The organism is Pseudomonas sp. FYR_2, from assembly GCF_043106425.1.
GTDB classification, from domain to species: Bacteria; Pseudomonadota; Gammaproteobacteria; order Pseudomonadales; family Pseudomonadaceae; genus Aquipseudomonas; species Aquipseudomonas monteilii.
The window spans coordinates 105,076-120,332 of record NZ_JBICMM010000058.1; the positions used below are offsets into that span (position 1 = coordinate 105,076).

Genomic DNA, 15,257 nt, shown 5'->3' on the forward strand with positions numbered 1-15,257 from the left:
CTCAGTGCCTGGCCTGCTGCTGGGCCAGGGCGCTGTCGGCGCGGATGTGACGCTGGTCGGCCACCCTCCGGGTCAGGCCGATGCGGTCGAAGTATTCCAGAATCTGCACACTGCGCTTGCGACCGATCCCCAACATATCGCGAAACGCGGCAACCTGCACTATCGGCGTCTCACTGGCCTTCCCTAGCAGCAACACTGCCATGCGCTGTAATGCCGACTCCGGGTAGAACAGGTCACGCACCACCTGGTGCACCAGGCCCAGCCGTGCAAGCTTGCGCAACAACAGGCGTACATCGGCTTCGGCGCGGTTCTCTTCACTGGCCAACGTCCTGACCCAGGGCGGATCGTATTGCCCCGCCAACAGCCTCGGTTCCAGGCGCGCCCACAACTCACTGTCGGCTTCGCTCAATTGCACCTTATGATCGGGCAAATGCAGCCAAGGCCCGCTGCTGGCGATGCTGCCGTCATCGAGCAACTCGTCCAGCAGGCTGACGAAGGCCGGCCGCTCCAGGGGTAAGGCCGCAAAGCGGCGCAGGCGATCACGGTCCGGGCCGAGCTGGTCGGGCTCCTGTTCGTGGAACCGTTCCAACTGCTCCATCACCTGCTGCTTCAGCGCTTGCCACTTGGCAGTGGCGAACAGCAGTTGGCCCTGCCGCGTGGCTACCACCAAAACTTCTTCCGGCAACTGCCAGGTTTCTCGCAGGCGATTGAACTGCCGCTCAAGCCGCTGGGGGTCGATACCGCCCGGTGCACTGGCAAGCAGCGCCGGCAGCGTCTGCTCCAGTTCTTCGGTATCGCGCAGCACCTGCAACTGGCGCAGGCGCTCATCGCTGCGGCGTTGGCGGCTTGGCGCGAACGGGTCCAGCACCTTGCCACCGCCCAAGGTGCGCTGGGCACGCTGGTCGCGCAGCACCAAACGGTCGCCATGCACCGCCTGCAGCGGCGCATTGAGTAACAACTGGGCAAACATGCGCTGGCCGGCCGCCAGGCTTTCGCCTTCAAGCAAGGCGACCCGGGCCGTCACATCCTGAGTCCCCAGGTGTACGTGCACGGCGCTGAAATGTTCGAACGTACGTGTCTCTCCCGGTAACAGGCTCAGCTCGATATCCACCCGTACGCCGGGCGCATGCAACCACTCAGGCACCAGCCAGTCACCCCGGTGTACCTGTTCCAATGCCAGTCGCTCGGCAGCGATGTTCAGCGCCACCCGCTGGCCCGCTTCTGCCACCAACGAGGCCTTGTTCTGTGCATGCAGGCCACGCACGCGCACCGCTTTGCCGGCCTTGCCCAGCAACAAGGTATCGCCGGCACTGACCCGCCCGGCCAGCGCCGTGCCGGTGACCACCACGCCAGCGCCGCTAACCGCGAAAGCGCGGTCGACGGCCAGACGAAAACCACCGCGCACAGCGCGTGCCCGTACATTGGCCTCAGCCTCCAGCAGGGCTTGACGCAGCGCGCCCACGCCTTCCCCGCTGATGCTCGACAATGGGAATTGCCGCGCACCGGCATACGGCCCTGGCGCCAGCAGTTCACTGATTTGCACCTGCACATCGGCCAGCCGGGCCGGCTCGACCCGGTCGCATTTGCTGATCGCCACCAGGGCCTGGGGAATGCCCAGCAGCTCGATGATCGCCAGGTGCTCGCGCGTCTGCGGCATAACCCCGTCGTCAGCAGCCACCACCAATAGCACCAGGTCGATGCCATGGGCACCGGCCAGCATGTTGTGGATAAAACGCTCGTGGCCCGGCACATCGATGAAGCCCGTCAGCGGCGCGCCTTCGCTCAGCGCCGCATAACGGTAGCCAAGGTCGATGGTCATGCCGCGGGCGCGCTCTTCCTGCCGCTGGTCGCCGGCCTGGCCAGTCAGCGCCTGCAGCAGTGCGGTCTTGCCGTGGTCGATGTGCCCAGCGGTACCAACGATCACTGCACTGGCCCCAGGTGCAAGGCGGGCAACTGGGCCAGCCACTGGGCTTCGTCATCCAGTTGGCGCAGGTCCAGCCACAAGGCATCCTCATCGATGCGGCCCAGCACCGGCACAGGCAGATCACGCAGGGCCCGCTCCAGTACATGCAAGCTGCGCCCGCGCAGCTTCTTCGACACTTGCGGGCGCAGGCACAGCGCGGCACTGGGCAGGCGCGCCACCGGCTGGCTGCCACTGCCAATCATGCCCAGCGCAGGTTCTACGCTGACGGCCCATTGCTCGCCGAGGCGTGCCTTGAGTTCGGGCGACAGGCGCTCGGCCTGAGCCTGGATCTCGGCCTGGCTGCGGGTCAGCAGGCGCAGGCTGGGCAGGCGTTCGGCCAAGCGGTCGGGGTTGCGGTACAGTGCCAGCACCGCTTCAAGGGCTGCGAGGGTGATCTTGTCGACGCGCAAGGCTCGCTTGAGCGGGTTTTTCTTGATCCTGGCGATCAGGTCCTTGCGGCCAACGATGATCCCTGCCTGAGGCCCGCCCAGCAGTTTGTCGCCGCTGAAGGTGACGATATCGGCGCCATCAGCCAGGGCCTGGCGCACCGTAGGTTCGGCGGGCAGGCCCCAGCGGGTAAGGTCGAGCAGGCTGCCACTGCCGAGGTCTTCGAGTAGCGGCAGTTCATGTTGGTGGGCGATCCGCGCCAGCTCGGCAGTGGGCACCTGGGTGGTGAAGCCTTGGATACTGTAATTGCTGCAATGCACGCGCATCAGCAGGCCCGTGCGCGGGCCGATGGCGGCCTCATAGTCGCGGGCGTGGGTGCGGTTGGTGGTACCGATCTCGTGCAGCTTCACGCCGGCCCGGGCCATGATGTCGGGAATGCGGAAGGCGCCGCCAATCTCGATCAGCTCACCACGGGAGATGATGCCCTCCTTACGTGCGCCTAGGCTGTTGAGCGCCAGCAGCACGGCGGCGGCGTTATTGTTGACTACAGTGACGGCTTCGGCGCCGGTCAGCTCGCGGATCAGGCCTTCGATCAGGTCGTCGCGGTCGCCGCGCTTACCGGTAGCCAGATCGAACTCCAGGTTGAGTGGATAGCGGGCGGCGGTCTGCATGGCCTCGATGGCCTCTTCCGGCAGCAGGGCGCGGCCGAGGTTGGTGTGCAGCACGGTGCCAGTGAGGTTGAACACACGGCGGACCTGGCTGCGCTGTTGAGCGGCAAGGCGTTCGCCGGTGCGGCCCAGCAGCACTTCGGTGGCCAGTTCGGCGGCGCTGAGCTCACCGTTGCGAGCAAGATCACGCAGGTCGTCGAGCAGTTGGCGCAAGGTAGCCAGCACTGCATCGCGACCATGGCGGTCGATCAGCGGGAGGCAGGCCGGGTGGCGCAGGAGGGTGTCGATGGATGGGAGGCGTGGGGTGTCGCTGGCTAGGCTTGAAGACATGCGGTACTACCTTGGGTTATCCGGTGTCTGTACTGGCCTCTTCGCGGGCACGCCCGCTCCCACAGAGTCCGCGCTGTATTTGAGGCTTGCGCAGTCCTTGTGGGAGCGGGCGTGCCCGCGAAGAAGGCAACTCGGTCTTTCAGTGTAGACACTCACCCACTACCCGGGCGCGAGCATCAGGTTGGGCGCCAGGCGATGAAAGCCCTCCTCGTCCAGGCGCATATCCAGCACCAGGCTGGCCAGGTCGTCGGCCAAAGGCTCGGCCGCTGCATCGTTCTCCAGATAGTTGTGCTTCAGGTAGCTTTCGCACCCCGGGCAGCACTCGGCACGCAATGGCGCCTTGCCCGGCGCATGGCGATCATCCTCAAGGCTGGTATAGCGCAGGTCCTTGCTCGACTCGCAATACACGCACTTCACCCGCACCACATGCCATTCACAGGCACACAACGAACAGACCAGATAGCGCAGGCCATTGTGCTTGCCACGGTTGCGCACCACCCCAGCCATTGCCGGGGAACTGCAGGCCGGGCACTGGGCCAGGCTGCCAGCAGGTTTCAGCTCCGGCGTTGGCAACGCCAGCAGCCAGCTGGACCAGGCCGCCTGCAACGCAGCCCCGAGGAACGGCACCAATGCCGGTGGCACCGCGTCATACTGCCCTGCCAGCAAAGCGATGCCCCAGCCTTTGCGCTGGCTGTCATCACTGCCACGCAGAACCTGCAAGGCCTCACCCAGCGGGCCACGGGTTTCACCGTTGAAGTGCTCAAGGAGGGCCTGTAACCAAACCAGCCAAGGCCCTTCGCGCACCAGGCTGTCAGCCGCCAGCGGCGGCAAACCATGACTTATGCACAGGCGCTGACGTTCCTCGGCCACCGGTACGCCAGCGGGCGGGTTATCCACAAGCTGCTGTTGGACGCAGCACAACCGCGCCACCAGCCTCAGATAGTCGCCAAGGGCATTGCCCTCGGCCAACTGCTCCAGTCGCGCGGCGCGCACTTCGAACAGGTTGGCGGGCGGCAGGTGCAGAAACGGCGGCATCACCGCCGACGCTTCGATCTGCCCGGGTTCCAGTATCGTGCTCAAGCGTTCATCCTTCTTTTCGTCCGTGATTGCCCGGCGTTTTGTCGCCGGTCACTTCGCGGTACCACAACTCATGGTGCTTGCGTGCCCACGCGCGGCTGACCCAGCCATGCAGCATGGCGCCGATCGAGCCCTTGATCCAGATGCCGGCATAGATATGCACGATGATGCTGAGAATCAGCACGAACGCCGCCAGCGCGTGCAGCAGCGCAGACAAGCGAATGGCATCGATGCCGAACCAATGGCTGAAATACGCACGCCAGATCACCACTCCACTCACCAGCAGCACCAGCATGCACGCCAGCAAGGTCCAGAACAGCAGCTTCTGTCCGGCGTTGTACTTGCCGATGGGGGGCACGCCATCCTCACGATTGACCATCACCCGATCGATGCGACGCAGCCACAGGCGGTCGTTGGCGGTGATGAAGTTGGCGCGCCAGAAACGGAACACCAGGCCAAGGAAGAACACGAACATCGCCACCCCGATGAAAGGGTGCAGGATGCGCGTCCACGGCCCGCCGCCAAACAGGTGGCTGAGCCAGAACAGCGCCGGATGAAACAGCGCCAGCCCCGACAGCCCCGCCAGGATGAACAGGATTGCCACAATCCAGTGGTTTGTCCGCTCATTGGCGTTGTAGCGCAGGATGGGTTTGTTGTCGTTCATGGCCGCTGCTCCCCTTGCCCACCGGGCTTGGTCGGGTCGTAGACATGGACCGCAGGATCCACCTGATGCACGTTGTCATCCGGCTGCGTGGGGTGCTCGTCCTCCTCGACCCGCTGTGGGCCAACCCGCACATAATGGAAGAACCCGGCCAACACCGCCGCGCCCATGGCCAGCAACGCCAGCGGCTTGGTGAAGCCCTTCCACAGCCCCACCAAAGGGCTGATCACCGGCTGGTCCGGCAGGCCGGCATACAGCTTCGGCGTGTCGGCATGGTGCAGCACGTACATCACGTGGGTGCCGCCGACACCATCCGGGTCGTACAACCCGGCGTTGTCGTAGCCCCGCGACTTCAGGTCGACAATGCGCTCGGCGGCATGCACTTTCATCTCGTCCTTGCTGCCGAACACGATCGCCCCGGTCGGGCAGGTTTTCACGCAGGCTGGCTCCAGGCCCACGGTCACGCGGTCGGAACACAGGGTGCACTTGTACGCCTTGTGGTCCTTCTGCGAGATACGCGGGATGTTGAACGGGCAGCCGGTGATGCAGTACCCGCAGCCGATGCAGTGGTCCTGGTTGAAATCGACGATGCCGTTGGCGTGCTTGATGATCGCCCCCGGGCTTGGGCACGCCTTCAGGCACCCTGGGTCTGCACAGTGCATACAGCCATCCTTGCGGATCAGCCACTCCAGGTTGCCGTCGTCGCGCTCGTGCTCGGTGAAGCGCATCAGGGTCCAGGTTTCGGCCGTGAGGTCCTGGGGGTTGTCGTAGGTGCCGTGGTTGTGGCCGACCTCGTCACGCAGTTCGTTCCATTCCGAGCACGCCACCTGGCAGGCCTTGCAGCCGATGCACTTGGTGGTGTCGATCAGCTTGGCGACTTCCTGCTGCTGGCGTACCGAAGGCGGTACGGTGGTGGTGGCCGAGCGGGCGATGATGTCTTGGCTGGCCATCAGAGTTTCTCCACTTTGACGAGGAACGACTTCGACTCTGGCGTCTGGGTGTTGCCGTCACCGAGGAATGGCACCAGGGTGTTGGTCAGGTAGCCATGCCGGGTAGCGCCGGTGAAACCCCAGTGCAACGGAATGCCGATCTGGTGCACGGTCTGGTTGTTGACCTGGAGCGGGCGAATCCGTTTGGTCACCACTGCCACCGCATCGATATGCCCGCGCTTGCTCGACACCCGCACCCGGTCGCCGGCCTTGATGCCTTTCTCGTTGGCCAGCACCTCGCCGATTTCGACGAACTGCTCGGGCTGGGCAATGGCGTTGAGCCGGCAATGCTTGCTCCAGAAGTGGAAATGCTCGGTCAGCCGATAGGTGGTCGCCGCGTAAGGAAACTCGTCGTGCGTGCCGAGCGTGTCCCACACCGAGTCGAAGATGCGGCCAGCCGGGTTGCTGACCACCTTCTTGTTCTGCGGGTGCAGCGGGTTGATACCGATCGGCGTTTCGAACGGCTCGTAGTGCTCGGGGAACGGCCCCTCAGCCATCTTGTCGATGGCGAAGAAACGCGCCACGCCTTCGGGGTTCATGATGAACGGGTTCATCCCGGCCTCGGGCGGCGAGTCAGCCTTGAAGTCCGGCACATCGGTACCGGTCCAGGCCTTGCCGTTCCACCATACCAAGCGTTTCTTCTCTGGGTCCCACGGCTTGCCTTGCGGGTCGCTGGAGGCACGGTTGTAGAGGATGCGACGGTTGGCCGGCCAGGCCCAGGCCCAGTTCTGCACCTGGTGCATGCCAAACGGGTCGCTGTTGTCGCGGCGGGCCATCTGGTTGCCCTGCTCGGTCCAGCAGCCGGCGAAGATCCAGCAGCCAGACGCCGTGCTGCCGTCGTCCTTCAACTGGCCGAAGCCTGACAGTTGCTGGCCGGCCTTGAGCGTGGCGCCGGTGGCGTCGGTGAGGTCGGTGACCGCCCAGCCGTTCATTTCCTTGGCCAATTCCTCCGGAGATGGCTCTTCAGGGATCTTGTACGGCCAGCTGATGTTCATCATCGCATCAGGGTAGGCGCCGCCCTCGGCCCGGTAGCGTTGGCGCAGGCGCAGGAACAGCTCGCTCATGATCTGCACGTCGGTACGGGTCTCACCCGGCCCATCGGCCCCCTTCCAGTGCCATTGCAGCCAACGACTGCTATTGACCAGCGAGCCGTCCTCCTCGGCAAAGCAGGTGGTGGGCAGGCGGATCACTTCGGTCTGGATATTGGCGGTGTCGACGTCGTTGAACGGCCCAGCGTTTCGCCAGAACTCCGAGGTCTCCGTGGCCAGCGGATCCATGATCACCAACCACTTGAGCTTGCCCAGCGCTGCGGTGACGCGGTTCTTGTCCGGCAGCGCAGCAATCGGGTTGAACCCCTGGCATATGTAGCCGTTGACCTTGCCCTGGCCCATCATCTCGAACATGCGCAGCACGTCGTAGGCCGGGACATCGAGTTTGGGCAGCCAGTCATAGCCCCAGTTGTTTTCCGCCGTGGCGTTGGCGCCGTACCAGGCCTTCATCAGGCTGACGTGGAACTTGCCGTAATTCTGCCAGTACGACAGCTGCCCTGGGCGAAGCGGCTTGGACGCGCGCTTGTCGATGTAGGTGGCGTAGTCCTGCTCGGCATCACCGGCCAGGGTCAGGTAGCCCGGCAACGAGTTGGACAGCAGGCCGAGGTCGGTCAGGCCCTGGATATTGGAGTGCCCGCGCAAGGCGTTGACACCACCACCGGGCATGCCGACGTTGCCCAGCAGCAGCTGGACCATGGCCGCACTGCGGATGATCTGCGCACCGATCGAGTGCTGCGTCCAGCCGAGCGCGTAGAGAATCGTCATGGTCTTGCCCGGTGCCGAGCAGGTGGCGATCTCCTCCCAGACTTTCATCATGGCGTCCTGCGGCATGCCACAGGTCATGCTCGCCAGTTCCGGGGTGTAGCGGCTGTAATGCTGTTTCATCAGCTGGAACACGCAGCGCGGGTGCAGCAGGGTCGGATCGACCTTCGCATAACCGTCCTCACCCAGCTCGTAACCCCAGCCGGATTTGTCGGCATACACACGCTTGGCCTCGTCGTAGCCGCTGAACAGCCCGTCCTCGAAGCTATAGGTCTCTTTGACGATGAACGACACATCGGTGTAGTTACGCACGTACTCGTGCTGGATCTTGTCGTTGCTCAGCAGGTAGTTGATCAGCCCGCCCATGAAGGCGATATCGGTACCGGTACGGATCGGCGCGTAGTAGTCCGCTACCGACGCGGTACGGGTAAAACGCGGGTCGACCACGATCAGCCGCGCCTTGTTGTGCGCCTTGGCCTCGGTCACCCATTTGAAGCCGCACGGATGCGCTTCTGCTGCGTTGCCACCCATCACCAGGACCAGATTCGCGTTGGCGATATCGGACCAGTGGTTGGTCATGGCGCCACGGCCGTACGTCGGGGCAAGACTTGCCACCGTCGGGCCATGTCAGACACGTGCCTGGTTATCGAACCCCAGCATGCCTGTTGCGCGGACGACCTTGTGGGTCAGGTAGCCTGCCTCGCTGGAGGCGGCGGAGGCAGCCAGAAAACCGGTGGTGAGCCAGCGGTTTACGGTTTGCCCCTGGGCGTTCTTCTCGATGAAATTGGCGTCTCGGTCCTGTTTCATCAGGCCTGCGACGCGGTCGAGCGCCTCGTCCCAGCTGACCCGCACCCACTCCTTGCTGCCGGGTTTGCGTACCTCGGGGTACTGCAGGCGGCTCGGGCTGTGGATAAAGTCCAGCAGGCCGGCGCCTTTCGGGCAAAGGGTGCCGCGGTTGACCGGGTGGTCGGCGTCACCTTCGATGTGGATGATGTTCTGTTTGACGTTTTTACCCGCATCGCCCTGGCTGTACAGGATCAGGCCGCAGCCGACCGAGCAGTAAGGGCAGGTGTTACGGGCTTCTTTGGTATGCGCCAGCTTGAAGTGACGCACCTGCTCGGCGAAGGCCGGCGTCGGGGCCATGCCCAACGCCGCCAGGCTCGAGCCTCCAAGGCCGACGGCGGCGACCTTGAAGAATTGCCGACGGTTCAGGTCCATCGTGCACTCCTGATCAGGTGGTGGACGCGCGGAACATGGCCGGCGCCTCTTGATAGTCACGGTGGCGGCCAATACATGGCTGCCAATAGTTAAGACTAGTCAAGAATCGGGAACGTGCGATGACCTGAGTCAGTGGTAGGGCCCGGGTCAGGCACGCGGCAGGTTGCGCACCACATTCAGCGCCGCACTGCTCTGCGCCACCGGCATGATCTCGACAGTATTGATGTTCACATGCGCCGGCTGATCGGCAATCCAGGCTACCGTAGCCGCGATGTCTTCCGGCAGGATGGCCTCGACATCCCGATACAACGCCTGCACCGCGTCCAGGTCGCCATTCAGGCGTACCACCGAGAAGTCGGTGCCCGAGCAGAGCCCCGGCTCGATGTTGCTCACGCGTACTCGGGTGCCCGCCAGGTCGGCACGCAAGTTGAGGCTGAACTGGCGGACGAAGGCCTTGCTGGCGCCATAAACATTGCCGCCCGGGTAGGGGTAAGTGCCGGCGATTGAGCCAATATTGATGATCATCCCGCTGTCGGCTTCCACCATTTGCGGCAGAATCTTGTGGGTAACCATGGCCAGGCCGGTAATGTTGGTGTCGATCATCCGCTGCCAGTTTTCGGCGCTGCTGGCCTGGGCTCGGTCCACACCCAACGCCAGCCCGGCGTTGTTGACCAGCAGGTCGATCTGCAGCGATACATCCCGAATCTGCTCGACCGCCGTCTCCAGCGACACCGGGTCGGTGACGTCCAGCGCCAGCGGAATGAAATTGCCCCCCAACTCGGCCTCCAGCGCTTTCAGTTTGTCCATGCGCCGGGCGCCACCGATCACGCGGTAGCCTTTGCCGATCAGCGTGCAGCAGATGGCACGGCCAAAACCCGAGGAGGCGCCAGTTACGAATGCGGTTTTCATCAGTTTTCTCCTATCAGTAGGTCAGGCCAGGTACTTCACGCCCAGGCTGGTGAACAGGCAAAGCATCGAGAACACCAGCGCCTTGCGTACCACTTCGTTGCCTTTGCGCAGCGCCAGGGCACTGCCCAGGTGGTTACCCAGGATGTTGCAGGCCACCAGCGGCAATGCCAGCAGGTAGACGACCTTCCCGGCCATGACGAAGGCGACCAAGGCGCCGATGTTGGAAGCGAAGTTGAAGGTTTTGGAGTTGGCCGAACTGGAGACCAGGTCCATGCGCAGCAGGTAATGGAAGGCGATGATGAACATGCTCCCGGTACCGGGGCCGAAAAAGCCGTCATAGAAGCCGATGGCCAGGCAGGTCAACGGCACCACGGTGTACAGCATGCGCGAAGACAGCTCTCGTTCCTCTACCGGGCGGTCCTTGGGGGTGAGGAAGATGAGGATGCCGAACGGGATCAGCGCCAGGATGATCTTGCCTACAGTCTCTTGCGAGATCGACACGATCAGGTGCGCCCCCAGGTAGGCACCCAGCAGTGAGAACGGCACCCCGACCAACGCTACCTGCCAGACCATCTTGCTGTTGGCCAGGAAGTTGCGAATGGCCGCCAGCGTGCCAAGGGTGCTGACCAGTTTTTCCTGGCCCAGTGCCACCTGCGGCGGCATGCCCACCAGCAAAAAACCCGGTACAAGAAACAGACCGCCACCACCGGCAATACTGTCGACGAAGCCTGCAACGAAGGCGATCGCGCCGAGCATGACGATTGCCAGCAACGCGTGTTCCGCCCAGTAAGCACCGAGAATTTCCATAGCAAAGCCCATCCAATGGCGTGTTTTGCCAAGGCCGACGTGAGTGAGCCTGCCCTGATTGATGCGATGATTGTAATTACGAAAATTGAATCGATGCAATAAACAATTAATTCAACTCAATTCCCACGATTACCATCATTAGCTGCATCTGGGCTTTCATGCTAGGCTGCGCGCTCTTGCAGAATCTGGTGCGTTTTCCATGTGGGTCCCTCATTACGGCGATCAAACCCAGCCGGTTTACCTGATGATCGCTAATGCCCTTGAACAGGACATCGAAAGTGGTCGGCTTGCAGCAGGTGATCGCTTACCCACCCTCAAGGACCTCGCCGAGGCACTGAGTGTGACGCCCGGCACCGTCGGCAGGGCCTACGACGAGGCAGCCAAGCGTGGCCTGGTGGTTGGCGAAGTCGGGCGTGGCACATTTGTGAAACAGCAGCGACAGCCATTGCCTATCCAGTCGGCGCCCGTTGCCGGCGAAAGCAGCCAGATCGATCTCTCGATCATCAAACCCAACGACGCTCACATGAGCGAGTGGCTAGGCGCGGCCATCAGCGAACTGGCCGCGTCTTCGGGCTTGGGGCAAGTACTCGACTACGTGACCGAAGGTGGCCACACCTCACACAAGCAAGCCGGTGCGGCCTGGATTCAGCGCTGGCTGCCAGATGCAAGCTGGCAACAGGTTGTACTGACCTCTGGCGCGCAGCATGGGCTGCTAGTGGCCATCAGCAGCCTGTCGAAGAGCGACGATGTGGTGCTGTGCGAGTCGTTTTGCTACCCAGGCATCATCTCTCTGGCCCACAGCATGGGCCGCCGCCTGCGCGCCGTGGCCATGGACGAGCACGGCATTATTCCTGATGCATTGCGCGCGGCCTGCCTGGAGCACCGCCCTTCCCTGCTGGTATGCGTCACCACGCACCAGAACCCGACCAACTCGATCATGCCCCACGCACGGCGCCAGGCCATCGCCGAGATCGCCCGCGAGTTCGACCTGTTCATCGTCGATGACGACATCTACGGTTTTCTTGAGCCCGCCCCGGATTACAAGCCACTGGCCGCGTATGCGCCTGAACGCTCGGTGTACCTCACCAGCCTGTCCAAGAGCGTGCTGCCGGCGCTGCGCATCGGCTACCTGTACGCTCCGCCGCAAACCCTGTCACGGTTATCGTCGATGGTACGCAGCAGCGTGTGGATGCCTTCGCCATTGATGGCGCAATTGGCCAGTAACCTGATCAACAGCGGCATGGCCGACCAGTTGGTACGGGTACAGCAGGACGAGGCGGCCGCGCGCCAGCACATGGCTCGGGAGATTCTTGGTCGATACAACATCCGTACTCAGCCCCACAGCTTTCATATCTGGCTGGAGTTGCCAGAGCCGTGGACCAGCGACGAGTTCGCCAACCTGGCGCGTAACAACGGCGTGACGGTGGTCAGCGGCAGCCAGTTTTTACCAGAACGTAGCCACACCACCTGCGGTGTACGCATCGCGCTGATGAGCCCCAGCCGCCAGGAACTGGGCTTTGCCCTGACCAAGTTGGCAAGCCTGCTGGACTCGCCGGAGCCGCGGTTGTTCTACTAAGCAAGTGGGCTACGGTACTGCCCTTGTGAGCACCACATTATCTATGTACAAGGAGCAGCCTTGTGCTGCGAACAGGCCAGTGGGCCTGGCGATGATCTTCGGCTGCAATGGCCCTTTTGTAGCGCAAGGCTGCTCCTACTGATTCTGCGCACCTTGAAGGCCATGCCGGCGGGATGGGAGCAAGCGAGGAAAATGTTTTTCGACCCTGTGTCCCAACTGCCCGTCAGTTGATTGCTATATTGAAATTATCGCCTCCCAGATACCGGATTTGAACTGTTCCAGTAACAACTTGCCCATCCGGCGCGATAAGTTTGTAGATCGTCACCAGGAACGCCTCTCGCCCCATTGCCTTCCTTGAATACAGATAGCCACCCAAGGTAAATAGCGCTCCGCCAGCGGTAATTATCGGCCCTGCGTACATCTGAACATACTGAAACCAAGAAGGGCCGGTAGAACGGTAGTAGGAGATCGTCGACGGGCCGAAAACCAGCGCTGCAAAGGCCAGCGCAGCAATGGCGAAACCTAACAGGAGCAGCAAGCCTCCAGTGTAACCGGCCCCCTTTTCGCAACCCTTGAGGTATACCGCGTAGCCTTCGCTGAACCCCGGGATCCGATAGTCACCTGATAAAGAATTCAGCTGAAATTCAATTCGATCAAACCCTTCACTCTCTGATTGCATGATCCACTCCTTTGAAAACATAGATGCTAAGCAATCGCGACAGCAGATAGTTGACGCAAGAGGAAATTTCAGAAACCGCCTACAACAACACAGACAATCTGATATTTAGAGGCCCCTCCCGTAACTTCATATTTCTCAATTTCTGCGGGCAAAAAAAACCCGGAGCGACTGCTCCGGGTTGTTGGTATGGCGCGATGCCTTAACGTTCGAATCAGAACGGAATATCGTCATCAAAGCTGTCAAAGTCAGCCGCCGGCTGTGGCGCTGGCTGCTGCGGCGCCGGGCGCTGAGGGGCCTGTTGCGGGCGTTGGGCCTGCTGACGTGGAGCCTGGTTGTACTGTTGCGGCTGGCCGCCACCGTAGTTGCCGCCACCCTGATTGTACGGGTCGCCGCCCTGCTGCTGGCCCTGCGGACGGCCACCCAGCAGCTGCATGGTGCCGTTGATGTCGACGATGATCTCAGTGGTGTAGCGCTTGATACCGTCTTTTTCCCACTCACGGGTCTGCAGTTTGCCTTCGATGTAGCACTGCGAACCTTTGCGCAGGTACTCGCCGGCGATCTCGGCAACCTTGCCGAACAGCGACACACGGTGCCACTCGGTACGCTCTACCTTCTGGCCCGACTGCTTGTCGGTCCACTGCTCGCTGGTAGCCAGGCTCAGGTTGGTCACGGCGTTACCGTTGGGCAGGTAGCGGACTTCGGGATCCTGGCCACAGGTGCCGACCAGAATGACTTTGTTAACCCCACGGGCCATAACGTTCTCCTAGGCTTCGCACGCCGAAGAGGCTGGGTTCACCAGTCGCTCGAGGGTCGCACGGTCCAAAATTTTCGTATCCAGTTTGATATAGATAGCGGCTTCTTCAGCCACCACCACAGCGTCGGTCACACCCGGCACGGCCATCAGGCGCTCGGACAGGCCGGCTTCACGGACTGCCTCAGGCGTCAGCGGCATGCGCAGACTGGTCACATAAGGCGGCTCGTTCATGCGCAGGGCGACGACCAGCCAGATGGCACACAGCACCGCGCAACCGAGGAACACCGTGTCCAGCCCACCGTGCTGGAACAACCAGCCACCGAGAATGCCGCCCAGCGCCGCACCAAGGAACTGGCTGGTGGAGTAGACCCCCATCGCCGTCCCCTTGCCACCGGCAGGCGACACCTTGCTCACCAGCGAAGGCAGCGATGCCTCCAGCAGGTTGAATGCGGTAAAGAATACCACGGTGCCAATCACCAGTCCGCGCAAACCGTCAGCCCACTCCCAGAAGTATATCTCTGTCAGCAGCAGGACACTGACAGCGCCGGCCAACACGCGTTTCATCTTGCGCTTTTTTTCGCCGTAGATGATGAACGGGACCATTGCAAAAAATGAGATGAACAGCGCGGTCAGGTACACCCACCAGTGCTGCTCCTTGGGCAGCCCACCGCGCTCGACGAAGGCCAGCGGCAGCGCGACGAAGCTGGCCATGAGAATGGCATGGAGGACGAAGATGCTTATGTCCAGGCGCAGAAGGTCCGGATGACGCAGGGTTGGGCCGAGTGCCTGGCGCGCCACGCCCGATTCGCGGTGCTGCAGGATGCTATGCGTGTTGGGCACGACAAAGGCAATCAGCAGGATGCCTACCAGGGCAAGCCCCGCCGTGGTCAGGAACAATCCTGACAAGCCGAAGGCACTTGTCAGCAAGGGTCCGACGACCATGGCGACGGCAAACGACAGGCCGATGCTCATGCCGATCATGGCCATGGCCTTGGTCCGGTGTTGCTCGCGGGTGAGATCGGACAACAACGCCATGACGGCGGCAGAAATCGCACCGGCGCCCTGCAAAACACGCCCGGCGATCACGCCCCAGATGGAGTCGGCCTGGGCCGCCAGCACACTGCCCAGGGCGAAAATCACCAGCCCCAGGTAAATCACCGGCCGGCGGCCGATGCGGTCGGAGATCATCCCGAACGGGATCTGCAATACCGCCTGAGTCAGGCCATAGGCGCCAATGGCCAGGCCGATCAGCGCAGGGGTGGCGCCGGCCAGGTCCATGCCGTAGGTAGCCAGTACCGGCAAGACCATGAACATGCCCAGCATACGAAAGGCAAAGACCAGAGCAAGGCCGCCAGCGGCGCGGGTTTCGCCGCCACTCATGCGCTCGTTGTGGGTGTCGTGCATGGATTAACCTCGTGTGAACCGGCG

12 protein-coding genes are annotated in these 15,257 nt (G+C 62.6%); 1 reads left to right on the forward strand and 11 read right to left on the reverse strand.

The genetic code is table 11. The features are described 5' to 3' along the window. Position 1 precedes the first annotated feature (1 nt). The 8 genes from selB to ACF8R4_RS25180 form a co-directional block, all read right to left on the reverse strand. Positions 2–1,924: a selenocysteine-specific translation elongation factor gene (selB, locus tag ACF8R4_RS25145; RefSeq protein WP_392493679.1), complete on the reverse strand. Its 1,923-nt coding sequence runs from the start codon at positions 1,922–1,924 to the stop codon at positions 2–4. After that, on the reverse strand, positions 1,921–3,348 hold the full coding sequence (selA, locus tag ACF8R4_RS25150) for an L-seryl-tRNA(Sec) selenium transferase (protein ID WP_392493680.1): 1,428 nt from the start codon (positions 3,346–3,348) through the stop codon (positions 1,921–1,923). The genes selB and selA overlap by 4 nt, the downstream gene beginning before the upstream one ends. 159 nt (positions 3,349–3,507) lie before the next feature. After that, complete coding sequence (gene fdhE, locus ACF8R4_RS25155; RefSeq protein ID WP_060499561.1) at positions 3,508–4,428, reverse strand: formate dehydrogenase accessory protein FdhE; 921 nt, start codon at positions 4,426–4,428, stop codon at positions 3,508–3,510. Between the two features lie 4 nt (positions 4,429–4,432). Beyond that, positions 4,433–5,089, reverse strand: a complete 657-nt coding sequence (locus ACF8R4_RS25160) for a formate dehydrogenase subunit gamma (RefSeq protein ID WP_060499562.1) — start codon at positions 5,087–5,089, stop codon at positions 4,433–4,435. Next, positions 5,086–6,036: a formate dehydrogenase subunit beta gene (fdxH, locus tag ACF8R4_RS25165; RefSeq protein WP_060499563.1), complete on the reverse strand. Its 951-nt coding sequence runs from the start codon at positions 6,034–6,036 to the stop codon at positions 5,086–5,088. Before fdxH ends, ACF8R4_RS25160 begins: the two co-directional genes overlap by 4 nt. Beyond that, entirely contained in the window at positions 6,036–9,104 is a 3,069-nt protein-coding gene (gene fdnG / locus ACF8R4_RS25170) for a formate dehydrogenase-N subunit alpha (RefSeq protein WP_392493682.1), read from the reverse strand. Before fdnG ends, fdxH begins: the two co-directional genes overlap by 1 nt. 147 nt (positions 9,105–9,251) lie before the next feature. Further along, on the reverse strand, positions 9,252–10,013 hold the full coding sequence (locus tag ACF8R4_RS25175; RefSeq protein WP_060499565.1) for an SDR family NAD(P)-dependent oxidoreductase: 762 nt from the start codon (positions 10,011–10,013) through the stop codon (positions 9,252–9,254). Positions 10,014–10,034: 21 nt separating this feature from the next. Beyond that, complete coding sequence (locus ACF8R4_RS25180; protein ID WP_060499566.1) at positions 10,035–10,820, reverse strand: TSUP family transporter; 786 nt, start codon at positions 10,818–10,820, stop codon at positions 10,035–10,037. Between the two features lie 199 nt (positions 10,821–11,019). Between ACF8R4_RS25180 and ACF8R4_RS25185 the strand changes: the two genes are divergently transcribed. Continuing rightward, on the forward strand, positions 11,020–12,396 hold the full coding sequence (locus ACF8R4_RS25185; protein ID WP_060499567.1) for a PLP-dependent aminotransferase family protein: 1,377 nt from the start codon (positions 11,020–11,022) through the stop codon (positions 12,394–12,396). Positions 12,397–12,619: 223 nt separating this feature from the next. On the opposite strand, the gene ACF8R4_RS25190 is transcribed toward ACF8R4_RS25185, so the two are convergent. From ACF8R4_RS25190 to ACF8R4_RS25200, 3 genes are all read right to left on the reverse strand, one after another. Beyond that, complete coding sequence (locus ACF8R4_RS25190; RefSeq protein WP_104833548.1) at positions 12,620–13,075, reverse strand: hypothetical protein; 456 nt, start codon at positions 13,073–13,075, stop codon at positions 12,620–12,622. Between the two features lie 211 nt (positions 13,076–13,286). Continuing rightward, the gene (locus ACF8R4_RS25195; RefSeq protein WP_104833549.1) at positions 13,287–13,829 is read right to left on the reverse strand and encodes a single-stranded DNA-binding protein; all 543 of its coding nucleotides are present in this window, start codon (positions 13,827–13,829) and stop codon (positions 13,287–13,289) included. A 9-nt stretch (positions 13,830–13,838) separates the two neighbouring features. Next, positions 13,839–15,233 carry an MFS transporter gene (locus tag ACF8R4_RS25200; protein WP_060499569.1) on the reverse strand — a complete coding sequence of 465 codons (1,395 nt, stop codon included), beginning with the start codon at positions 15,231–15,233 and terminating at the stop codon, positions 13,839–13,841. Between the last annotated feature and the right edge of the window lie 24 nt (positions 15,234–15,257).